Source organism: Flavobacterium laiguense, from assembly GCF_003097655.1.
Classification (GTDB): Bacteria; Bacteroidota; Bacteroidia; order Flavobacteriales; family Flavobacteriaceae; genus Flavobacterium; species Flavobacterium laiguense.
Genome location: NZ_QCZH01000026.1, coordinates 18,939 through 41,392, shown reverse-complemented (window position 1 = coordinate 41,392; position 22,454 = coordinate 18,939). Strand labels below are relative to the sequence as shown.

The 22,454-nt window shown below is 34.4% G+C and carries 18 protein-coding genes; 7 read left to right on the top strand and 11 right to left on the bottom strand.

Going from position 1 to position 22,454, the window contains the following annotated elements; all coding sequences use genetic code 11:
* Nucleotides 1-63: 63 nt before the first annotated feature.
* Nucleotides 64-2,529, bottom strand: coding sequence for a DUF5686 and carboxypeptidase regulatory-like domain-containing protein (locus tag DB891_RS15830; protein ID WP_116764556.1), 2,466 nt, complete (start codon nucleotides 2,527-2,529; stop codon nucleotides 64-66).
* Between the two features lie 85 nt (nucleotides 2,530-2,614).
* Nucleotides 2,615-3,028, bottom strand: coding sequence for a type II 3-dehydroquinate dehydratase (aroQ, locus tag DB891_RS15825; RefSeq protein WP_116764555.1), 414 nt, complete (start codon nucleotides 3,026-3,028; stop codon nucleotides 2,615-2,617).
* Between the two features lie 315 nt (nucleotides 3,029-3,343).
* On the opposite strand from aroQ, the gene DB891_RS15820 reads away from it, so the two are divergent.
* Nucleotides 3,344-3,925: an outer membrane beta-barrel protein gene (locus tag DB891_RS15820; RefSeq protein ID WP_116764554.1), complete on the top strand. Its 582-nt coding sequence runs from the start codon at nucleotides 3,344-3,346 to the stop codon at nucleotides 3,923-3,925.
* Nucleotides 3,926-4,004: 79 nt separating this feature from the next.
* On the top strand, nucleotides 4,005-4,904 hold the full coding sequence (gene xerD, locus DB891_RS15815) for a site-specific tyrosine recombinase XerD (protein WP_116764553.1): 900 nt from the start codon (nucleotides 4,005-4,007) through the stop codon (nucleotides 4,902-4,904).
* A 110-nt stretch (nucleotides 4,905-5,014) separates the two neighbouring features.
* Here the strand turns inward: xerD and rny are convergent, their stop codons facing one another.
* The 3 genes from rny to DB891_RS15800 form a co-directional block, all read right to left on the bottom strand.
* Nucleotides 5,015-6,577 carry a ribonuclease Y gene (gene rny / locus DB891_RS15810; RefSeq protein WP_116764552.1) on the bottom strand — a complete coding sequence of 521 codons (1,563 nt, stop codon included), beginning with the start codon at nucleotides 6,575-6,577 and terminating at the stop codon, nucleotides 5,015-5,017.
* 208 nt (nucleotides 6,578-6,785) lie between these two features.
* On the bottom strand, nucleotides 6,786-7,079 hold the full coding sequence (locus DB891_RS15805) for a cell division protein ZapA (RefSeq protein WP_116764551.1): 294 nt from the start codon (nucleotides 7,077-7,079) through the stop codon (nucleotides 6,786-6,788).
* Between the two features lie 8 nt (nucleotides 7,080-7,087).
* A complete protein-coding gene (locus DB891_RS15800) occupies nucleotides 7,088-7,378 on the bottom strand; it encodes a hypothetical protein (RefSeq protein ID WP_116764550.1) in 291 nt (96 codons plus the stop codon).
* Nucleotides 7,379-7,674: 296 nt separating this feature from the next.
* Here DB891_RS15800 and DB891_RS15795 point away from each other — a divergent pair, with 296 nt between their 5' ends.
* The 3 genes from DB891_RS15795 to DB891_RS15785 all read left to right on the top strand — a co-directional run bounded on the left by DB891_RS15795 (nucleotide 7,675) and on the right by DB891_RS15785 (nucleotide 12,683).
* The gene (locus DB891_RS15795) at nucleotides 7,675-9,372 is read left to right on the top strand and encodes a M23 family metallopeptidase (RefSeq protein ID WP_116764549.1); all 1,698 of its coding nucleotides are present in this window, start codon (nucleotides 7,675-7,677) and stop codon (nucleotides 9,370-9,372) included.
* 60 nt (nucleotides 9,373-9,432) lie between these two features.
* On the top strand, nucleotides 9,433-11,850 hold the full coding sequence (locus tag DB891_RS15790; RefSeq protein WP_116764548.1) for a TonB-dependent receptor: 2,418 nt from the start codon (nucleotides 9,433-9,435) through the stop codon (nucleotides 11,848-11,850).
* A 110-nt stretch (nucleotides 11,851-11,960) separates the two neighbouring features.
* Nucleotides 11,961-12,683, top strand: a complete 723-nt coding sequence (locus tag DB891_RS15785; RefSeq protein ID WP_116764547.1) for a hypothetical protein — start codon at nucleotides 11,961-11,963, stop codon at nucleotides 12,681-12,683.
* Nucleotides 12,684-12,686: 3 nt separating this feature from the next.
* Here DB891_RS15785 and DB891_RS15780 read toward each other — a convergent pair whose 3' ends face one another.
* The 5 genes from DB891_RS15780 to DB891_RS15760 form a co-directional block, all read right to left on the bottom strand.
* Complete coding sequence (locus tag DB891_RS15780; protein ID WP_116764546.1) at nucleotides 12,687-13,388, bottom strand: DUF2971 domain-containing protein; 702 nt, start codon at nucleotides 13,386-13,388, stop codon at nucleotides 12,687-12,689.
* A gap of 56 nt (nucleotides 13,389-13,444) precedes the next feature.
* Nucleotides 13,445-15,271: an ABC transporter ATP-binding protein gene (locus tag DB891_RS15775; RefSeq protein ID WP_116764545.1), complete on the bottom strand. Its 1,827-nt coding sequence runs from the start codon at nucleotides 15,269-15,271 to the stop codon at nucleotides 13,445-13,447.
* The gene (locus DB891_RS15770; RefSeq protein ID WP_116764544.1) at nucleotides 15,271-16,998 is read right to left on the bottom strand and encodes a phospho-sugar mutase; all 1,728 of its coding nucleotides are present in this window, start codon (nucleotides 16,996-16,998) and stop codon (nucleotides 15,271-15,273) included. The genes DB891_RS15775 and DB891_RS15770 overlap by 1 nt, the downstream gene beginning before the upstream one ends.
* A 429-nt stretch (nucleotides 16,999-17,427) precedes the next feature.
* Nucleotides 17,428-18,384, bottom strand: coding sequence for a glycosyltransferase family 2 protein (locus tag DB891_RS15765; RefSeq protein ID WP_116764543.1), 957 nt, complete (start codon nucleotides 18,382-18,384; stop codon nucleotides 17,428-17,430).
* 5 nt (nucleotides 18,385-18,389) lie between these two features.
* Nucleotides 18,390-18,923 carry a DUF4199 domain-containing protein gene (locus tag DB891_RS15760; protein WP_116764542.1) on the bottom strand — a complete coding sequence of 178 codons (534 nt, stop codon included), beginning with the start codon at nucleotides 18,921-18,923 and terminating at the stop codon, nucleotides 18,390-18,392.
* Between the two features lie 239 nt (nucleotides 18,924-19,162).
* On the opposite strand from DB891_RS15760, the gene DB891_RS15755 reads away from it, so the two are divergent.
* Both DB891_RS15755 and DB891_RS15750 read left to right on the top strand, forming a co-directional pair.
* The gene (locus tag DB891_RS15755; protein WP_116764541.1) at nucleotides 19,163-19,414 is read left to right on the top strand and encodes a type B 50S ribosomal protein L31; all 252 of its coding nucleotides are present in this window, start codon (nucleotides 19,163-19,165) and stop codon (nucleotides 19,412-19,414) included.
* A 172-nt stretch (nucleotides 19,415-19,586) separates the two neighbouring features.
* A complete protein-coding gene (locus tag DB891_RS15750) occupies nucleotides 19,587-20,762 on the top strand; it encodes a GlmU family protein (protein ID WP_116764540.1) in 1,176 nt (391 codons plus the stop codon).
* 99 nt (nucleotides 20,763-20,861) lie between these two features.
* On the opposite strand, the gene DB891_RS15745 is transcribed toward DB891_RS15750, so the two are convergent.
* The gene (locus DB891_RS15745) at nucleotides 20,862-22,205 is read right to left on the bottom strand and encodes a S8 family peptidase (RefSeq protein WP_223256124.1); all 1,344 of its coding nucleotides are present in this window, start codon (nucleotides 22,203-22,205) and stop codon (nucleotides 20,862-20,864) included.
* Nucleotides 22,206-22,454 lie beyond the last annotated feature (249 nt).

Sequence of the window (22,454 nt, the reverse complement as noted above, 5' to 3'; positions counted from 1 at the left end):
CTTAAAAATAAAACCCAATACATTTTAAATTTGTATTGGGTTTTATTATTTCTATGGGTGAGTTTAATTCAAAAACTTCAATCCAACAATAATTCCGTCTTTTTGAAATCCATTTTGGTAGGAGCGTACATAGTCTAGACGAAACATTTTGAACTTCCCAAAACCGAGATTGTCCAAACCTACACTGTATTCAGCATAAGGACTTGTGTTGGGAACAGCAAGCAAGTGATAGCCTAAAATTAAATTTGATTTAAGCATATTCAATAATGGTATTTTATTCATTATATAGCCTTTGTCATTGTGTTCGGTATGCAACTCAAAATAGCTGTCATTCGTGCTATTAGTGTAGTAAGGCATTAAATTGAATACATTCAAATAGCTTTCAGATAATCCAATATAAGTTTGATTCCCATTAAAATGTTTGTAATCGACAAAAGAGATTTGGTCGGCATTAAAGAATTTACCCACTTTTGCATTCAAGGATAGAATTCCTTTGTTTCCTAGCGTAGCATCATAAGTTATCTTAGCTTTTGCATGGTCAAACTCATATTTCTTTTCGCTTCCGGCAAATCCTTTTTCAAATCCTAAAGTCAATACGGGATATTTACCATTTGGTTCGTTATACTTTCCGTCTGGGCGTGAAATGTAGTCTTGATCGAAATTGATTTTGGCCTCTATTTTGGCTTTTATCAAATTGTATTTTTCAAAAGCGGGCGTTATATTATCATTTGGTGCCCATGGATTATTAGAGGTATAGGATTTATCTTTTTGTAAAAAGGTGTAATCTGTTGTATTAAATAAAGGTTTGTTTTCTAAATAATCAACTTTTGCCTTCACGAAAACTCCATTTGTGATTTCACGTTGATAGAAGAAAGAGATGAAATTATTTTCATAAATTTTCATGAAATTTTCTTTGAAAAATAAAGTGGTAACAGAGTTCAAAAGCTCTGTTATGGGTTTTTCTTCATTAAATTGAGCTACTCTAGATCCTCCAGAAATTTGAATTTCACTTTTATTGATATTGTTGAACTTATGGATAAAACTTCCTGTTGATCTAAATTGAGCTTCGGAGAATCCATAGTCAAAATCAGCTCCAAAACGCGTGTATTTCCCTTTCTCACGGTCGTTTTTTGTATACGATAATCCAGTTGCGATTTTCCAGCCTTGTACCGTATTGAAATTGATTCCGGTTAGTAAACCTTCATAATTGGTAGACCATTTTTGAAACGAATTTTTATAGGTATAGCCCATTATAATATCTGAAATCTGAAATTTATTGCTCTTTTTATCTATGGAATCAAGATATACCTCTGATTTTTTCTTGGTTTGTAGAATGTCTTTCTTGGTGTAATCGGTGCTTTCTTCAATAGTTAAAGGAATTGGTCTAATGGTATTCCAGTAGACATCTTCCTTTTTGTTGGCGTTTTCTTCAAAAGTCAATATTTCTTTTGTAAATGTTTTTTTTGTAAATGGTGGGTCAAATTCAAAATTCGAATAGACATAAGTGAATCTCCCGGATATATTAATGCCTAACATTCCAAAAGTAAAATCAATTGATTGGGTGTTTTTTATCCAAATTTTAGAAGTAGCATTATAACTGAAATTTTGTTTTAAAGTCAATACATCCAAAGCGGGATTTTGCATTTGATCTCCTTTAATACTTACATCAACAGCATAAATAGCCCAACTGTCATCTACGATATAAATGTAGCCTTCCATGACAGGCTCAGACAGTCTCTTTGGTGTAACTTTTATTTTATTGATCTGTTGGTTGTTTTCATTGTAAAAGGAGCCTTCGAATTTGTATTTGTAATAACCAAAAGCATTGTCTGCAATAGGGGAAATCACATTGACATCAAAAGGTAAATAATTATCATAAAAATCAAAATTGGCAGAAGCTGCATTATTAAAACTGAAACCATTATCCTTACCACTTACTTTGGAGGCAATAATGTTTTCTTTCATTTTATCGGGCTTCTGAAAAGCAATTTTAGAAACAGTTTCCGATAAATAAAGAATTCCGCTTCGGGTTGAATCTAGCACTTCGTCAAACATATCCAGTTTTTGTCCTAGAATTTTTTTGGGAGCATCTTTGATTCGGAAGATACCACGGGAATAAAAATCGGCTTTGTAACGAGCCGTTTTTTCGATGTTTACTTTTTTATTGGCAATAGCATTTCTTATAATTTGATTGGCAGGATTGTCTTTTGGATTAATCACAACTTCATTTAAAGAAAAACTTTCTTCAATTAATTTTACATCCAAATTATGAGGGAATGAGAGGATATCTATGACTATTTTTTGAGTTTTAAAGCCTAAAAACTGAAATACAATCGAATGTTTACCTATTTTTTTTAAGTTTAATTCATAATGTCCTTGTTCGTTTGAAGTGGTTCCATTATAGGTGTTCTCTTCGTATACCGTAACATATGGTAAAGGGTTTCCTTTCTCATCAGATAGTTTTCCTTTAATTTGAGCAAAATTGAATAAGCTGCTAAATAGGAATAGCAACAAAAAAGCGTTTTTCATAATTGTAATTTTGATGTTTGACGCTTTTTTGTAAGATTGTTACATGAAAAAATAAACAGGTTTTTATAAAAATTTGTTAAAAATATTACAAAAAGGATTGGATAGCCAAATCATAGCTTTTTAAACCGAAACCTAGTATTACCCCTTTGGCATTTCCAGAAATGTAGGATTGATGTCTGAAACTTTCACGGGCATAAGTGTTTGAGATGTGAACTTCGATCACGGGAGTGGTTACCCCTTTGATGGCATCACCAATACCTATAGAAGTATGGGTATAGGCTCCAGCATTAAGGATAATACCATCATAAGTAAATCCAAATTCTTGAATTTTACCAATTAATTCTCCTTCAATATTACTTTGGTAGTATGTCAATTCTATTTGAGGAAACTTATTTATTAAAATTTCAAAATAATCTTCAAAAGTTTGAGTCCCGTAAACTTCGGGTTCTCTTTTTCCTAGAAGATTTAAATTGGGACCATTAACGATGGCTATTTTCATATGGTTTGTTTTTTGTAAAAATAAATAATCCTTGGGGAATATGGATGTTCTTTTTGTCAAAAATGGATTGTTTTTTGAACAAAACGAACTCGCTTTGTTTTATTAGGAAAAAAACTGTCTTTTGTGCTTTTGTCTGGACTGTTATTTTGTGTAATTTATTTTAAATCTCCTGTGTATAGGTGCTTAGGTGCTATTTTATTTTTGTGAATGATTTCATAAAATTATTCTCTTATGATTTAATTAAGTTTTAGTTAACATATTTAAGTTAGTTTTTCGTACATTTACTTTCGTATTAACAAACAAAAACCAAACAAGATGAAAAAAAGTATTTTAGTATTAGTAGCGATATTTGCGTTTAGTTATGCAAATGCACAAGACAATGGTTTCGTAAAAGGGAATAAATTTGTCGAGGGAAGTTTTAGTTTTCGTTCAGGCGATGTTGAAGACAGTTGGGCTTTTAATCCAAGTATGGGATATATGTTAGATAACAAATGGGCTGTAGGCGGCAGATTAAATTTTGCAGGTACAGAGGATAACGCGAATAACAAAGAGTCTAAAATTGGTTTTACTGCTTTTGCTCGTTATTATTTCCTGTCTCTAGGGGCTTCTAAAAGTTTTAATGTTTATGGAGAATTTGGTTTGGGGTATTCTTCGGTTAAAGACGATCCAAATGTAGGGCCTACTTCTACTGATAGTGCAATGAATGCTAACATTGATTTAGGAATGAACTATTTCTTTACAAATCACTGGGCTGCTACCTTTAAATTAGCTAATATCTTAAGTTACAATAGTACTAATCCTGAAAATGGAAACAATTCAAGTGACTTGAATGTAAACGTTAACTTGTTTAACAATATTTTCGCTCAACCTCAATTTGGATTATTATACAGATGGTAGTTTAAAATGTTTTAAAATCATATAAACCTCTCAATTCGGGAGGTTTTTTTATGACCAAAAAAGCCTTTACTTTGTTATCATGAATTGGCAGTCGTATATAAAGAGTTATCAGTCCTATCTTAAAATTGAAAGAGGATTATCAAAAAACACTATTGATAATTATTCTTTTGATATGGAGCGCTTGTGTTTGTTTTTGTCGCAAAATGATATTAAGGTTTCGCCTATTGTTATTAATGAGGAAACATTACAACAGTTTATCTATGCTGTTTCAAAAGAAGTAAACCCTAGATCTCAGGCTAGAATAATTTCGGGATTGAAAAGTTTTTTTTCCTATCTAATATTCGAGGATTTTAGGAATGATAGCCCGATGGAGTTGGTTGAAACTCCCAAAACAGGACGCAAGTTGCCCGATACATTGGCTGTTGAGGAAATCGATGCACTTATTTCGGCAATTGATTTGAGTTCGAAAGAAGGAGAACGCAATCGTGCGATACTTGAAACGGTATATGGCTGTGGGCTTCGAGTGTCAGAATTGGTAGATTTGAAGATATCGGATTTGTTTTTCGAAGAAGGTTTTATCAAAATAACGGGGAAGGGGAATAAACAACGTTTTGTCCCTGTTGGAGATTTGACCCAAAAATTTATTGAAATTTACAAAAACAACATCAGAACCCAGCTCAATATTCAAAAAGGATTTGAGGATACTTTGTTTTTGAACAGAAGAGGGAGGCAATTAACTCGGGCAATGATTTTTACCATTATTAAAGATTTGGCCGTAAAAATTAATTTGACTAAAAACATAAGCCCGCATACATTAAGACATTCTTTTGCTACCCATCTTTTAGAAAATGGGGCTGATTTGCGTTCGATACAATTAATGCTGGGTCATGAGTCTATCACGACAACAGAAATTTATGTCCATTTGGATCGAAAATTTTTAACTGAAGTTCTTAATACATTTCATCCGAGAAAGGACTAAGGCGCTAAGTAAATTTGCTTATGGGATAGCCGGGTGCAGTAAATTGAATATAAAAAAAAGGCTTGCTGATTTTTCAATCAACAAGCCTTTTAATATTTTGAAAGCCTTAGTTATTTAGCAATATTCACCGCTCTAGTTTCTCTAATTACAGTAACTTTTACTTGACCTGGATACGTCATTTCGGTTTGGATTTTTTGTGAAATTTCGAAAGATAAAGTAGCTGCATTATCATCAGATACTTTTTCGCTTTCTACGATAACTCGTAGTTCTCTACCAGCTTGGATAGCATAAGCGTTTTTCACACCGCTAAATCCGTAAGCTACTTCTTCAAGATCTTTTAAACGCTGAATGTAAGAGTCTAATACTTGTCTTCTAGCTCCCGGTCTTGCGCCAGAAATAGCATCGCAAACTTGAATGATTGGAGATAATAATGATTTCATTTCTATCTCATCGTGGTGTGCTCCAATAGCGTTGCAAACTTCTTCTTTCTCACCATATTTTTCAGCCCATTGCATTCCTAATAAAGCGTGTGGTAAATCACTTTCTGCATCTGGAACTTTACCAATATCGTGAAGTAATCCTGCTCTTTTGGCCAATTTAACATTCAATCCTAATTCAGCTGCCATAATTCCACAAAGTTTAGAAACTTCGCGAGAGTGTTGCAATAAATTTTGTCCGTAAGAAGAACGGTATTTCATTCTACCTACTACTTTTATTAATTCAGGGTGTAAACCATGAATTCCTAAATCAATAACAGTTCGTTTTCCAACTTCAATGATTTCATCATCAATTTGTTTGGTAGTTTTAGCAACTACTTCTTCAATACGTGCTGGGTGAATACGTCCGTCTGTTACTAATTTGTGTAATGCCAAACGAGCAATTTCTCTACGTACTGGATCAAAACAAGAAAGGATAATAGCTTCTGGAGTATCATCTACAATGATTTCTACACCAGTGGCTGCTTCTAGCGCTCTAATGTTTCTTCCTTCACGACCAATGATTCTACCTTTTACATCATCCGATTCAATGTTGAAAACAGATACACAGTTTTCTACCGCTTCTTCCGTTCCTACTCTTTGGATCGTGTTAATGATGATTTTCTTAGCCTCTTGTTGTGCCGTTAATTTTGCTTCTTCAATAGTATCTTGAATATGAGACATTGCTTTGCTCTTAGCTTCTGCTTTTAAGCCTTCAACTAGTTGATCTTTGGCTTCATCGGCAGATAATCCAGAGATTACTTCTAATTGTTGCAATTGACTTTTATGTAGTTTGTCTACTTCTACTTGTTTTTTGTCTAAATTTTCAATTTTAGAGGTGTATTCTATGGTTTTTGCTTCAAAATCATCATTTACCTTTTTAGCTTTTGATAATTCGTTAGAAATTTGAGATTCTTTGTCACGAACTCTTTTTTCTACCTCGGCTACTTTTTTGTCTCTAGCTAGGATTACTTGTTCGTGTTCTGATTTTAGTTCGATAAATTTTTCTTTTGCTTGAAGAATTTTATCTTTTTTAATGTTTTCTGCCTCAAGATTAGCGTCTTTTAGAATAGAAGTCGCTTCTTTTTTTGCACTTTTAATTAAATTAGAGATATTGCTTTTTTCAATGACTTTGGCTATACCAAATCCTGCTGCAATACCCGTAATTCCTGAAATAATTATTGTTAAGATGTCCATGTTTGTTAAAATTTATATATAAAAAAGCCTACATTAGATTGCTTGTATAAACTCGGAAAGACAAGTTTTGAGCTAACTCACTGTTCAAGTTTCCTCGCCGAAGCGTGGCATGCTTTAGTAGTGATGATTTGCTCATTCTAAATTGTTAGTGTTGAGTTTACCAAATATGAACTAATGTAGGCAGTATCTTAGTTTGTGTAAAGAACGTTTAATTTTCGAGATATTGATCTAAAATCGCATTGATTTTGTTTAATCTTTCAATGGTTTCATCCCCATTTATAGCATTATCAATATGTTTTTGTTCTGATTGAGAGGCAAATTGTAAGGCACACATGGCCAATACATCTTGTTTATCCCGAACGGCATAATTTTCTTCAAATTGCTTTATCATAGCATCAATTTTTTTTGAAGCACTTCTAAGTCCTTCTTCCTGAGAGAAATCTACCGTTAGCGGGTACACTCTTTCTGCAATTGATATTTTAATTTTAAGCTTTTCGTCCATATATTTTACTAATCTGATAGCTGTGCTATACAGTAATCAATTTCACGAATTATTGAATTTATCTTAAGCTTTGTATCTCTTTTATTTTCGTCACTGCCTAATAATGCATTGGCTATTTTGAGTGTTTCTAACTGTGTTTTTAAATCATCAATCTCTTTGGATTGAGTTTGTAGTAACACTGCAGCATTTCTTAATTCTAAAGTTAGATCTTGATTGTTTTTTTCTAAAGTTTTAATTTTAAAAAAAAGTTTTTCAACCTTATTTTCAAGAGTATCAATTATTTCTGCAATCACACTCATTATAATTCCTATTCATTACTTAATCTTACAAAGTTAGTATTCCTTTTTATTATTACAATATTTTATTGATTTTTTTACATTAAAAATATCAATTGTTTCAAAATCAGTTTATTGTATTTTGGTTTTGTTTTGTCTTGTGGGTTTTAGTTGCTTTTTTTATCTTAGCAAAAATGTATTCTATGAAATGAGCATGATCGTAAATTGGTAGTAAGCACTAATGATGTTGTGCGACTCGAGCAATAGCGAACGTGCGAAACAATTACATTTGACCCATAAAATACAATAAATATTCACAAATGAAATTTTCTTTTTTTCTGTTATTTTTCTCTAGTGCTCTTTTTGCTCAAATAGATTATCCCAAAAACTATTTTTGTCCTCCACTTGATATTCCGATGCAATTGTCCGGGAATTTTGGAGAATTAAGACCCAATCATTTTCATGCGGGCTTTGATATGAAAACTATGCAAAGAGAAGGCTTGAGCGTTTATGCTGTGGCTGATGGATATGTTTCCAGAATTAAAATCTCTACTTTTGGTAACGGTAAAACCATTTATATTGATCATCCAAATGGATTTACCTCGGTGTATGGTCATCTGCAAAAAGCAACCGATTCTATTCAAAGTTTTATAAAGAAAACACATTACAAAGAACAGTTTTTTGAAATTGAGATGTATTTTAAACCCAATGAAATGCCCGTTAAAAAAGGGCGATTAATTGGTGTTTCCGGAAATACGGGTGCTTCCGAAGGACCTCATTTGCATTTCGAAATTAGAGATACAAAAACGGAGAAAATTATTAATCCCATGTTTTTTGGGTTTGATGCTTTAATGAAAGACACCAAGAAACCGATAGTTTCAAATTTGTATGCTTACCCTTTAGATTCAAAAACAACGGTCAATTATGCGCAACGTCCTATCTCTATCAATTTATCCTTGCAAAAGGACGGGTCTTATTTGGCAGATAAGGTTATAGCGAATGGAAAAATTGGTTTTGGTATTGTAGCTTTCGATTATGATGATGTGTCTTTTAACAAAAATGGAGCTTTCGATGTGAATTTGTCTTGCAACGGGAAATCTATTTTTGGATATCAATTTAATACCTATTCTTTTGATGAAATGCGATACGTCAATGCTTTAATCGATTATTCATTTTATAAAAAAACACAACAAAGGGTTCAAAAATTATTTATGAGTCCACCTTATAATTTGAGCATTATAAAAACCGACGAAATGAATGGTGTCATTACAGTATTGCCCAATTTGACCTCGGTTTGTCGTTTGGAGGTTTCTGATTTTTATGCAAATAAAACCACGATTGTTATTCCAGTACAGTATGATGCACTTTCAATCATAATTGAGAAAGAATCTATTGTTTCTAATTATGTTGTAAAAGCGTCGAAGGATTGTTTCTTTGAAAAGGATAAGATTAGTGTTTTCTTTGCAGCAGGTACTTTTTATAGTGATTTTAATTTGAATTTTGATGTGAAAAATAACGTTTTGACTGTACATGACGATACAGTTCCAGCGCATACGAATTTTACAATTTCTATAGAAAACGATAGTTATCCAGCAGATCAAAAAGACAAAGTGTTTATTGGTCGAATTGAAGGAGGGAAGATAAGTTATAATACAACTCGTCAAAAAAACAATGTTTATGAGACAAAAGTAAAAACTTTAGGGCAGTATAAATTAGTGTTAGACACCATTGCGCCTGTGATTGCTATTGCAAAATCTATTGAAGGGAAACGATTGGATAATCAAAAGTTGCTTCAAGTGAGTATATCGGATAGTTTGTCTGGAATTAAATCCTACAATGGTTACCTTAACGGGAAATGGATTTTGATGGAATACGATAATAAAACAAAACTATTGACCCATGATTTTAATGATGCAATTGTGGCTGAAGGAGACAATGAATTAAAAGTTGTAGTAGTTGATAATGTAGGGAATTCTTCTATCTTTGAAACTCATTTTCAAAGAAATCAAAAAAAGTAAAAGCAAAATCAATTGAATATTTTTAAAGCCCTGTATTGTTTTATTTTTTTATGGATAGGAATGAATTCATTTGCTCAAACGGCTTTTGTAAAAGGTATTGTTTTGGATGAAAAGAATCTTCCTGTTGAGGGAGTGAATGTAACTTCCCCGAATAATAATACCCAGACAAATGAAAAGGGATTTTATCAAATCAAAATTCCATCCGATCAAAATATCACCGTAGAATTTACCCATATTTCTTTAAAAAAAGCCAGTTTAAAAATCTCTTTAAAGCCAAATGAAGTTTATGTGTTTAATATGCGTATGAACGATCAAGAGGAACAAATGGGGGAGGTCATCATCAACAGCAATAATAAAAAATCAGTTCAAGGGATTATTACTTTTGAAGCCAAAGACATTCGTTTTATTCCGGGTGCCAATGCGGGAATCGAAAATGTTTTGAAGACATTGCCCGGAGTCAATTCGAATAATGAACTCAGTACCCAATATTCAGTTCGTGGAGGAAATTATGACGAAAATTTGGTTTATGTCAATGAAGTAGAAGTGTATCGTCCTTTTCTGATTCGGTCTGGACAACAGGAAGGTTTGAGTTTTGTCAATACTGATTTGGTTCAAAATATAGAATTTTCAGCAGGGGGTTTTCAGGCAAAGTATGGAGACAAAATGTCTTCAGTCTTGGATATTACTTATCGGAATCCAACGCAGTTTGGGGCAACTCTCGAAATGAGTTTCCTTGGCGGAAGCCTAGCTGTTGATGCGGTTTCTAAAAACAGAAAATGGTCAGCCATTACAGGAATAAGGTACAGAAATAACAGTCTTCTTGTTAATAGTCAAGAAACTCAAACGAATTATACTCCTACTTTTGCCGATATTCAAACGAACATCAACTATCAGGCTTCTGCCAAATGGCAATGGAGTTTTCTGGGGAATATTTCTCAAAATAAGTATTTATACCAACCGCTTACGCGTCAAACCAATTTTGGTACAGCAGATGCACCAATGGCTCTTGCGGTTTATTACGAAGGCAAGGAAAAAGATAAATATGATACGTATTTTGGAGCTTTAAAAACCACTTATCAAGTGAGTGATACTTTCACTTTAAAATTTATTGGATCTGTTTTTCACACTATAGAACAAGAGTATTTCGATATTTATGCACAATACCGATTGGGTGAAGTCGATACCAACATTGGTTCAGACACTTATGGAGATATTGCTTTTTCAAGAGGAATTGGTTCACAGCTCAATCATGCCAGAAATGATTTGGATGCTTTAATTGCCAATTTAGAAGTAAAAGGTTTAAAAAATTGGAAACAAAATCAAATCGAATGGGGAGTTAAATACACCAAAGAATTGATCCGAGATCGAATTTCAGAATGGGAAGTCATTGATTCAGCAGGGTTCTCCATTCGGCCACCACTTGTATTGCCCAAAAATGATGAGCCTTACCAACCCTATGCAGGACTGTTGGTCCCGTATCAATATGTAAGTGCTACTAATTTTACGAATATAGATCGGTTTTCAGCTTATGCGCAATGGGGAAGAAAAGACAATTTAGGTTCAAACGAAATATGGTACAATTTGGGTGCACGAATGCAAAGTTGGGAAGTTTCAGGCGATAATTTGAAAAGTAATCTTCAAACTGTTTTTAGTCTGAGAGCTCAGTTTGCCATAAAACCAGATTGGAAGAAGGATATGCTTTTTAGATTAACCGTTGGCATCTATAACCAGCCGCCATTTTATAGGGAGTTACGAGATTATGATGGAGTGGTGCAACCCGATACGAAAGCTCAAAAATCTCTAAATGTTGTTTTGGGGAATGATTATAGTTTCAAAATGTGGGAACGCCCTTTTAAACTTGTGACCGAAGCCTATTATAAAAAAATGACAGATGTCAATCCTTATACGGTTGATAATGTCCGGATACGTTATGCTGCAGATAATAATGCTGTCGCCTATGCACAAGGACTGGATGTTCGACTGAATGGAGAATTTGTCCCCGGAACCGATTCTTGGATTAGTTTTGGATATCTAAAAACCGAGGAGAATATTGACAACAAAGGGTATATTGCAAGACCAACAGATCAACGATTAAAATTTGGTCTTTTGTTTCAGGATTATATGCCAAAAATTCCAAGTCTAAAGTTATATCTCAATATGGTCTATAATACAGGATTACCGGGAGGTTCGCCTGCTTATGCCGATCCGTATTTGTACCAAAACAGATTGAACGATTACCGCCGGGTTGATGTTGGATTTTCGAAAGTCTTCATTGATCAAAAAGTAGGGGTGTCCAAGAATAAATTTTTCAAAAATCTGAAGGAACTATCTTTAGGTTTTGAAATATTTAATCTCTTTAACAATCAAAATGCCATAACCAATACATGGGTTCGGGATGTGTACAGTAAAACAGAATATGCGATTCCCAATTATATGACAACCCGAGTTTTTAATTTGAAGTTAAGTGCGAGGTTGTAGCAATTTTTAGGTAGATTACGTTCGTTGCAATGAATAAATCTACAGTATATTTCCCTTTCCATTTTTAAAAATGATTACATTTGAGTTTATTTTTTAATATTAAAATTATTATGAGAACATCACATTTTGTCTATATAGGAATTTCACTTTTACTTTTAGCAAGCTGTAAAGAAGAATCAGAGAAGCCGAAAGTGATTTATGATGCTTCAAAAATAGGGAGAGAACTCACTAAAGCCGATCCGACTCAAATAAAAATAGCTGATTTACCCATACAAATGGAAGGAACTGATTATTTAATCCATCCAGTGGGGGATTTGAGTGTTTATGAAAAAGGAACCAAAAATAAATATGGTTCTTCGAGTGTGAATGATTTGAGTTTTACCATATCGAATGCATCCGAGTATGAAATTACGGGCTATTTGCAAAATATTAAATTCCAAAGAGTAGATTCAGATTCTATAAAAGTATTGACGGATAAACCTATTTTGATTCAAACGGCAACTTACTTAAAAACGGTTGCTGATAAGACCAAAAATCAAATTATGGTCTATACCATGTATGATATGGATTCTAATAAAGACGGAAAACTGGATACTAGTGACATCAAGGCGTTGTATTTAAGTAAAATAAGCGGCGATAAATTCACGAAAGTTTCAACCGATTTTCAAGAATTAATCGATTGGAATTTAATCGAATCCAAAAACCGTTTGTATTTTAGAACCGTTGAGGACACCAATAAAAATGGGAAATTCGACAGTAAAGATGTACTGCATTACAATTACATCGATTTGTCAAGTAAGGATTGGAAAATAGAGACTTACAATCCGATATAAATCTCAAATCAAAATATCACTTTCTAAATCTGATTTTTCGATTTCAAAATCAAATCCAAGTTGTGTTACCAATTGAATCACTAGATTTTTATACCAATTTTCGGATTTGGGATGGATATAGATTTTTTCGATCAGTTGACTGATATCCACATTTATTTTTAATCCATCATTTAGTTTGATGGTGCTTTCAGTTACATCTGTAATGATGCGAACTTCGCGTTCGTATTGAAAGCTTTTTCTTTTGAACAAAAAAGGAAAAAACAAATCGTCAAACGGAATATACTCTTTTTTGTAATCGATGTAATTTACTTCACCAATGAATTGCTTGTGGTTTTTTTCGGGAACCAAGGCATCTTGAAGCCTTTTTACTGTAGATTGTATGGCCAATCCTTCGCTATTTTGAGTAAAAATTTGCCACATGGCGAACGATTCGTATTCATTGATGTGCCAACTACTGATAGCCACTTTCTCCCGATGGGTTTTGTAGTAATTTAAAAAATCAGGATTGTTTGTAGAAAGTTTTTTGATTTCCTCAAATGTAGGTTCGCTAAAAGTTCCTTCGTATTGGTCTTCAAATTTATCAGACCGTGACATAAACAGTTTCTGCGAAAGCAATAAATCCAAAAACTTCGACAAGTCCAGATATTTCCATACAATGGTATCTGGATCTTGCGGAAGTTTTATGTTGGGATTATTAAGATACATTGTTTTGATTTATATAAGTAGAACCATTAGAAATCTAAAGGTACTAATCTAAATTGTTATTCAAAACTTTGCATTGTTACCAGTTTGTTATATGCTCCATTCATAGCAATAAGATCTTCATGTTTTCCTTGCTCTACTATTTTTCCTTTTTTCATTACAACAATCAAATCTGCTTTTTGAATGGTTGAAAGACGGTGTGCAATTACAATAGAAGTTCTGTTTTGCATCATGTTTTCTAAAGCCACTTGCACAAATTTTTCGCTTTCGGTATCCAAAGCTGATGTTGCTTCATCCAAAATCATAATCGGAGGGTTTTTCAAAACGGCACGGGCAATAGATAGTCGTTGTTTTTGACCTCCGGAAAGTTTGTTTCCGCTGTCGCCAATGTTAGTGTAAATACCTTTTGGCAGGTCTTTTACGAATTCGTAAGCATTCGCAATTTTTAGAGCTTCGATGATTTCTTCATCGGTAGCATCTAGTTTTCCTAAGGAGATATTGGCTTTTATGGTATCATTAAATAAAATACTGTCTTGGGTTACCAATCCCATCAAACCACGAAGCGATTGTAGATTTAAATCTTTTATAGCAACACCGTCGATAGCAATGGTTCCTTCATTGACATCATAAAAACGAGTCAGCAAATTGGCGATAGTACTTTTTCCGCTTCCTGATTGACCTACAAGAGCAACAGTTTGTCCTTTTTTTACGGTAAGTGAAAAATCTTTTAAAACAGTTTCGTCTTCGTATTTGAAGTTGATGTTTTGAATCGCGATTTCGGATTCAAAAGTAGATTTTTCTACAGCATCGATTTTACTGGTAATTGGGTTTTCTTGATCCAAGATTTCTAAAACACGCTCTGCAGCGGCATTTCCTCTTTTGATAGCGTATGATGCTTTCGAAATAGATTTTGCAGGAGTTAGGATGTTGTAAGCCAATCCCATATAGGCGATAAACGAAGCGCCATTCAGCGTTTTGTCAATCAAAACCATGTGTCCACCGTACCAAAGTAAAATGGCGATAACCATAATTCCCATAAACTCACTGGCTGGAGATGCTAGGTTTTGACGATTACCAATACTATTTGATAAGATAAAAAAACGTTGAGTCGATTCTTGAAAAACACGGTTGAAGTAATTTTCCGAGTTATAGCCTTTTACCACTTTCAATCCGCCCAATGTCTCTTCAATAGTTGATAAAAAGATACCTTGTTCTTCTTGTGCTCTCGTCGATTTTTTCTTTAATTGTTTTCCAATAAGGGAAATGACGTAGCCAGAAACAGGAATGAAAATAAACACAAAAAGAGTCAATTGCACACTGATGGTAACCATTGTAATTAATGTAAAAACAATTGTAAGGGGTTCTTTTACAATAAGTTCCAAAATAGACAAGAAAGAAGTTTGAACCTCATTGACATCTCCTGAAATTCTAGAAATCACATCTCCTTTTCTTTTTTCAGAATAGAAAGCTAGTGGTAATTCAATCGTTTTTTTGTACATGGCATTTCGCATGTCTCTCAAAATACCATTTCGTAAAAAGGTAATAAAAAACATCGCTAGATAATCACATAAATTTTTCAGTAAAAAGATAGAAATGATTATCACGACCATTATGGTCAAGGTGCGACCTACACCAAACGTATCAGTAGTGTGGGTAATGTAATAACTTAAGTAATCTTCGCCATATTTTTTTAGCTCCCAAATGCCTTTATAAACTGGCATTACCGTATTTTTTTTGGTTTGGTCAAATAAAACCTGCATCATCGGAATCAATGATACAAAAGAAAGTGTACTAAATAGGGCATATAGTACATTAAAAAGTATGTTCATATAAGCATACTTTTTGTACGGAATTACAAAAGGGAATATTCTTTTAAAATTGTTCATTAGTTCAATTGCATTGCAATAATTATATTTTTAATTTTTTCGTTCAAGACTTGCTCAACTTCGGTAAAATGGTCAACGCTGTCTAAGTGGGTGTTTACACTGATGTAAAATTTAATTTTTGGTTCCGTTCCGCTAGGTCTGGCACATATTTTAGACCCATCTTCTGTGTAATAAATCAATACGTCAGATTTAGGAATATTCATCGTTTCTTCTTCATCTGTAAATAAGTTTTTGGCTATTGATGATTTGTAATCTTCCATCATAACCACTCTTTCTCCGTTGATTTCTTTCAATGGGTTTTCGCGTAATGAAACCATCATTTGGTTAATTTCGGCCAATCCTTCGATTCCTTTTTTGGTGATAGAAACTAAGTGCTCTTTGTAAAATCCGTAATCTACATAATATTGTAACAAGGTATTGTACACAGAACTGCCATTGGCTTTGGCTTGAGCCGCAACTTCGCAAATTAATAAAGTGGCCGCAACGGCATCTTTATCACGAACGGCATCGCCAACCATATATCCAAAACTTTCTTCTCCACCACCAATAAATTCGAGTTCCGGAAAATCTTTAATCATTTTGGCAATCCATTTAAAGCCTGTTAATCCCACTTTGCATTCTACGTCATAAGCCGAAGCTAGTTCCATAATCATTGGCGTGGAAACAATCGTAGAGCCCACAAATTGTTGACCGTTTATCTTTCCGGCTTTTTTCCATTGTTCGAGTAGAAAAGCGGTCATCAAAATCATTGTTTGATTTCCGTTCAACAAAATCATTTTACCTTCGTTATTTCGAACAGCAACTCCCAAACGGTCACAGTCTGGGTCGGTACCCACAACAATATCAGCATTCAATTTGTCTGCCAGCGCCAATGCCATTGTCAATGCTTCCGGCTCTTCTGGGTTTGGTGATTTTACGGTTGGGAAATTCCCATCCGGTTTGGCTTGTTCGGGAACGATGTTTACATTCTTGTAACCCGCTTTTTCCAAAGTTGCAGGAACCGACATAATAGAAGTCCCGTGTAAAGAAGTAAATACAATGTTCAGATTGTCCTTGGCTTCCTTTGGTGTATTAAAACTGGCATTCTCCACAGATGACTTTACAAAAGCTTCGTCAATTTCGGCATCTATATATTGTATCAAACTTTCATCTGCCGAAAATTTGATTTCGTTGTAATTTAAATTCTCAATAATATTTATGATAGCCTCATCTTCTGGAGGAACAATTTGTCCGCCATCTTCCCAATACACTTTGTAACCATTATATTCTGGTGGATTGTGAGAAGCAGTTAGTACAATACCACATTGACAGCCTAAATGTTTAAGTGCAAAAGACAATTCTGGAGTAGGTCTCAAGTCCGAAAACAAATAAACCTGAATTCCATTGGCAGAGAAAACATCGGCAACCACTTTGGCCAAAGATTGACTATTATGACGGCAATCATAAGCAATTACAACCTTCAAGGTTTGTCCAGGGAAAACAGTATGCAAGTAATTTGAAAGTCCTTGAGTGTTTTTTCCAAGAGTATATTTATTAATACGATTGTTTCCAACTCCCATTACACCACGCATACCACCTGTTCCGAACTCCAAATTTTTGTAAAAGCTCTCTTCCAATTCTTTTGGTGAAGTAGTCATTAATTCGATTACTTCTGCTTGTGTTTTGGTGTCAAAAGCAGGAGTTAGCCATTCGTTTACTGCGTCTAAAATGTTTTGTGCAATGTGCATATATTTGGTTTAAAGTTGTTAATCTGTTTTTTGCAAAAGCAAGAAATAAATCTTGTCACCCTGAGCATAGTCGAAGGGAGGAGCTATTTCCAGCTATTCGCTTTAATCTTTTTCTCTTAAATCTTTTTTTCCAAGAACTGTCAGGAGCTTCCGTTGGTCGCTCTGCCCGTTCAGGAAAAAATAGATTTATTCAAAAAAGGATTTCCGCTACTATCAGGGCTAGACCCGTAAAGTGAGAGATTTAGTTTTTAATCCTATTTCCTTTGACAAACGAGTTGTAGCAAATTTTCAGCTGCGAATTTCACTAATTCTCACAAATTAATTGGAGTAAATTAGTAAAATTCTGGGCGAACTATTTTAACAATATCATTAAATTCGTTTAAATCTGTTCAATCCGTGTTCCATTTTAAATTCGTGAGTGCACAGATTTTAAAAATTCACTTCACTCGAAACCTTGTATCGTTCCTCATTATTTTTGGTTCTCAATATAATTTCGCCTAGAAACCCAGCCAAAAACAATTGTGTTCCCAAAACCATTGTTGTTAATGCGATATAAAACCAAGGATTACTTGTTACTAAATTATAGCGCATTCCCATATACATATGATATAATTTTGAAACTCCAATGTATCCAGCCAACAAAAAACCAATAATAAACATAAAGGAACCTATGGCGCCAAATAAATGCATTGGTCTTTTTCCAAATCGGGAAAGAAACCAAATCGTTATCAAATCCAAGAAACCATTGATGAAACGTTCCATTCCAAATTTGGTTTCTCCGTATTTTCTGGCTTGGTGTTGCACTATTTTTTCGCCAATTTTTCCAAAACCGGCATTCTTGGCCAAAACCGGAATGTATCGGTGCATTTCACCGGATACTTCAATGTTTTTTACCACTACGTTTTTGTAAGCTTTCAATCCGCAATTAAAATCATTTAATTCAACCCCAGATGTTTTTCTGGCCGCCCAATTAAATAGTTTTGATGGAAGATTTTTGGCCACAACAGAGTCGTAACGTTTCTTTTTCCAACCCGAAACCAAATCGTATTTTTGAGTGGTAATCATTTCGTACAAACCTGGAATTTCATCGGGACTGTCTTGCAAATCGGCATCCATGGTAATGATCACATCGCCTTTTGCCTTAGCGAAACCAGCATGCAAAGCTTGAGATTTACCGAAATTTTTCATGAATCGAATCCCTTTTACATTAGAATTCTCAGTAGCAAATCCTGCTATAATGTTCCAGGATTCATCTGTACTTCCATCATCCAGAAAAATGATTTCGTAGCTGTAATTGTTCGATTTCATAATCGAAATAATCCAAGTGTACAATTCTTGCAGCGATTCCTCTTCGTTAAGAAGCGGTATGAGTATAGATAAATTCATTATTTCTATTCTTGGGATGTAGATTTACTTTTGAAAAAGGCTGCTATTACTAAACCCAGTATAGCGCAAAAAAAGAGATTGAAAATAGAACCTTTTAATTGTTCTACAATTGAAAAAGGATCACTTTCTTTAAGTTTTGAAATGGTTTCGTTCATTGCGGATGCAGGAACTCCATATTTTTCTGAAGTACTAATTAGGTACTTTATTGTTAAATCTAGAAGTGTATCTTTTACAGATGGATCTATGAAATTGAACAAAATGATTTTAAAGACTATAGAAATAAGTATTCCTATTGCAGCCGAAATAAAGTAGGTAGTGAAGGCTTCTTTGAATGGGAATATTCCGTTTAATTCTTTCTTTGTTTTAAATAGTGCTATAATTGGTACAATGATAATTACGGAAAAACTTAAAAGGGTAGTCCACCAAGCAATGAATAATTCTAAGTTTGTTGCATATATTGAAGCTGTAATTAAGCACAGTATCGCTCCTGTAATTGCTCCATAGGTTATCCCGTTTTTTTTTATAATTTCATTTACCATTAGTAGTTGTTTTTTTATGAATCCACAAAGATAGCAATTCCCAATATATTGGCGTACAAAAAATGTTTTTTACCGCGATATAAAAAAAGTCACGCAAAGGTTTGTATATTGGAAAATAAGTGTAAATTTGCAAACTCAAAATAATATTGTAAAACAAAAAGTTATAATGCGTTTATACCTTTTCTGTTAGAAGAAAAGCTTCAAGACAAGTTATAATTAACAAATAAAAAAGATTCAAGATGAAAAAAGGTGTACACCCAGAAAATTACAGATTAGTTGCTTTTAAAGACATGTCAAACGAAGATGTTTTTATCACTAAATCTACTGCAGATACAAAAGAAACTATTACAGTTGACGGTGTTGAATATCCAGTTGTGAAAATGGAGATTTCTAGAACTTCTCACCCTTTTTACACAGGTAAATCTAAACTTATCGATACTGCAGGACGTATTGATAAATTCAAAACTAAATACGCTAAACACGTTAAATAATTTTAATTTGTTTTCAAATACACTAAAGCCTCGCATTTTGCGGGGCTTTTTTTATGGGATTTATACCAGAAATTCCCGTATTTAGGGAAGTTCCATTTCTTTAAACAAATAAAAATAATTGTAACTTTGCGGTGATAACCAAATCATATTTTAACAATTTACAAATCAGTTTATGAACTATATCCTTTTTGACGGACCGGCTCGGAACGCTTTACTACCCTTTACTTTTACGCGACCTGTTGCCGATATTCTAGTTGGTATTATGACGATTCGCCAAAAATGGGAAATGCGTCTGGGGTCTACTACGACAACCTTAACAGAGGAATATCTGTCGGATAAATACCCGATGGTAGAATTAGAAGAAAATGTAATGATCAATGCTTCTTTTCTTCCTAATGATGTTTTGGCAGAAATGGTGAGCAATTTAGAGCCGAATCAGGCTATTTTCAAAGGAGATGAAGTGATTGCTTTTTATACGCAAGAAGACCAAGAATCGGTGGATTTTGATACTTACGAGATACTCGAATACAATGAAGAATGCATATCGATCGAACATACTTGGGATATTTTCTCTAAAAATGATACCGCTATTCGTGAGGATTTCGAATATTTAACCGAAGATAGAAAATCACAGCCGATTCCAAAAAGCGTAAATGTTATTGCGCCAGAAAATATATTTATTGAAGAAGGGGCAAAATTGGAGTTTGTTACCTTGAATGCTTCGTTTGGCCCTATATATATAGGTAAAGATTCAGAGATCATGGAAGGTACTGTAATTCGTGGGCCATTTGCTTTATGCGAAAATGCACAAGTAAAAATGGGTGCCAAAGTTTATGGAGCGACTACAGTTGGACCACATTCCAGAATTGGTGGGGAAGTTAAAAATGCGGTTCTTTTTGCGAATTCCAATAAAGGGCATGAAGGGTATCTAGGAGATTCTGTTTTGGGGGAGTGGTGTAACATTGGTGCGGATAGCAACAATTCGAACCTAAAAAACAATTACGAAGAAGTGAAATTGTGGAGTTATGAAACCGAAGGTTTTGCCAAAACAGGACTTCAATTTTGCGGATTAATGATGGGAGACCATAGTAAGTGTGGTATAAACACTATGTTTAATACCGGAACGGTAGTGGGAGTGAGTGCCAATATTTTCGGAAGCGGGTTTCCACGCAATTTCGTTCCTAGTTTTTCTTGGGGTGGAGCATCGGGATTTACGACTTATATAACCAAAAAAGCTTTTGAAACGGCACGAATAGTTATGGCGCGTAGAAATGTGGAGTTTGATGACAGAGAAGCGGCAATTTTAGAACATGTTTTTGAGGAATCAAAAAAATGGAGGAAAGAGTAAAAGAGAAGAGTGTCTTTCAAAGATAAGTGTTTTAAATATTAAAAAGGGATGAACGGAAAATCGAAAGAATAATTCCCGTTTATCCCTTTTTTTATTTAATTAAAATCCGCTGACATTTAAGCGACCACTTGAAACACATTTCCCGTTTAATGAAGGTGTTGCTACTGCACTACTTAAGATTGCTGATTTAATAGCTGCAGCATTTGATCCCGGGTGAGTTGATGCATATAAAGCACAAGCTCCTGTTACATGCGGTGTGGCCATGGAGGTGCCGCTATAAGATCCATAACCATTACCAGCGGAATTAGGTAAAGTGGAATAAATACCGGATCCCGGAGCGCCGATATCTACCGTAGTTGCTCCATACTGAGAAAAACTCGAAAGAGCTCCGGTATTAGTGATAGAAGCGACTGCAATGATATTAGCACTTGTGTAACCGGAGGGGTAGCTTGCTGTAACATCGTTATTTGTGCTGCTGTTTCCAGCGGCTGCGATGAAAAGAATGTCGGCCGTGTTGGCTCTGTCAATAGCGTCTTTGAGACTTTGCGAAAATCCGCCCCCGCCCCAAGAGTTATTCGTTGCGACTATATTAACTGGATTAACTAACCTAGTTTTCAAGGCAGTAAAATAATCAACTGCCTTGATTGCATTTGCAGTTGTCCCGCCTCTTCTTCCCAAAAATTTTGCAGAGATGATCGTTACATTCCAGTTCACGCCTGCAACTCCTTTTCCATTGCCACCCACAGCGCCAATGGTGCCCGAAACGTGAGTGCCATGATCGTCTTGTGTGCCATCATAGGTGCTATTGTCGTTTTTGTCAAAATCCCAACCATGAATATCATCCTTATAGCCATTTCCATCATTATCAATTCCATCAATTGGGTCATAAGGATTGGTCCAGAAATTAGCGGCAAGATCCTCATGAGAGTATTGGGCGCCTTCGTCAATTACACCAACATAGACTAAAGAGGAGCCAGTTTTCCCAGCGGCCCATGCTTTACCCGCCTGAGATCCGAATTGATTAGCTGGATTTGTGTCACCTCCATACATTCCCCAAAGCGATCCATTTGTAAAATAGGTATCGTTTGAAGTTGCACAATGTTGATAGATCCAGTTGGGTTCCGCATATTCAATTTCAGATGAATTTTTAAGCAATGCAATCGCTTCCATTGTACCTAGTTTTGAAGAAACTAACAGAAGTTCACCCGAGCTGACACCTTTTCCGGTATTTGCAGTTTTCATGGCATTTGTATTGATTTCTTCAACTACATTGCCCATAATCATTGATAGTACAGTTGATTTTGTTTTACTGGTAGATTTGTCTCCATCTTTAAATTTGATGAGTATTTCACCAGGTACAAAGTTCTGTTGTTCTGTTTTTTGAACAGATTCTGGTTCGATTTCGATTTCATTTTCGCATGATACTGTCAGTATCATGATCATTACTGATAGCATTAAAATGTAATTAAGTTTCATAATATAGCTTGGTTAAAGGTTAAAATAAACTCAAATTTACGTAATAGTTTTTATATAGACTTCTTAATACTCTAAAAATCAGCACGTTTGTTTGTTTTGACAGATTGATTAGTCGTTTTTGATAATCTCACTTCCAATTTGTTCAATACTCTAATTAAGCTATCTTTGCACTTTTAAAAATTCTAGGAGTTTCAACTAATAACTTCTAACGCATAA

Bases quoted from the DNA above. Each gene is read 5' to 3' on its own strand.
- DB891_RS15830 (WP_116764556.1), bottom strand. From the start codon at position 2,529: ATGAAAAACGCTTTTTTGTTGCTATTCCTATTTAGCAGCTTATTCAAT.
- DB891_RS15760 (WP_116764542.1), bottom strand. From the start codon at position 18,923: ATGGTAAATGAAATTATAAAAAAAAACGGGATAACCTATGGAGCAATT.
- DB891_RS15770 (WP_116764544.1), bottom strand. From the start codon at position 16,998: ATGCACATTGCACAAAACATTTTAGACGCAGTAAACGAATGGCTAACT.
- DB891_RS15780 (WP_116764546.1), bottom strand. From the start codon at position 13,388: ATGTATCTTAATAATCCCAACATAAAACTTCCGCAAGATCCAGATACC.
- DB891_RS15765 (WP_116764543.1), bottom strand. From the start codon at position 18,384: ATGAATTTATCTATACTCATACCGCTTCTTAACGAAGAGGAATCGCTG.
- DB891_RS15745 (WP_223256124.1), bottom strand. From the start codon at position 22,205: ATGATCATGATACTGACAGTATCATGCGAAAATGAAATCGAAATCGAA.
- DB891_RS15805 (WP_116764551.1), bottom strand. From the start codon at position 7,079: ATGGACGAAAAGCTTAAAATTAAAATATCAATTGCAGAAAGAGTGTAC.
- DB891_RS15750 (WP_116764540.1), top strand. From the start codon at position 19,587: ATGAACTATATCCTTTTTGACGGACCGGCTCGGAACGCTTTACTACCC.
- DB891_RS15800 (WP_116764550.1), bottom strand. From the start codon at position 7,378: ATGAGTGTGATTGCAGAAATAATTGATACTCTTGAAAATAAGGTTGAA.
- aroQ (WP_116764555.1), bottom strand. From the start codon at position 3,028: ATGAAAATAGCCATCGTTAATGGTCCCAATTTAAATCTTCTAGGAAAA.
- DB891_RS15795 (WP_116764549.1), top strand. From the start codon at position 7,675: ATGAAATTTTCTTTTTTTCTGTTATTTTTCTCTAGTGCTCTTTTTGCT.
- xerD (WP_116764553.1), top strand. From the start codon at position 4,005: ATGAATTGGCAGTCGTATATAAAGAGTTATCAGTCCTATCTTAAAATT.
- DB891_RS15775 (WP_116764545.1), bottom strand. From the start codon at position 15,271: ATGAACAATTTTAAAAGAATATTCCCTTTTGTAATTCCGTACAAAAAG.
- DB891_RS15755 (WP_116764541.1), top strand. From the start codon at position 19,163: ATGAAAAAAGGTGTACACCCAGAAAATTACAGATTAGTTGCTTTTAAA.
- DB891_RS15790 (WP_116764548.1), top strand. From the start codon at position 9,433: ATGAATTCATTTGCTCAAACGGCTTTTGTAAAAGGTATTGTTTTGGAT.
- DB891_RS15785 (WP_116764547.1), top strand. From the start codon at position 11,961: ATGAGAACATCACATTTTGTCTATATAGGAATTTCACTTTTACTTTTA.
- rny (WP_116764552.1), bottom strand. From the start codon at position 6,577: ATGGACATCTTAACAATAATTATTTCAGGAATTACGGGTATTGCAGCA.
- DB891_RS15820 (WP_116764554.1), top strand. From the start codon at position 3,344: ATGAAAAAAAGTATTTTAGTATTAGTAGCGATATTTGCGTTTAGTTAT.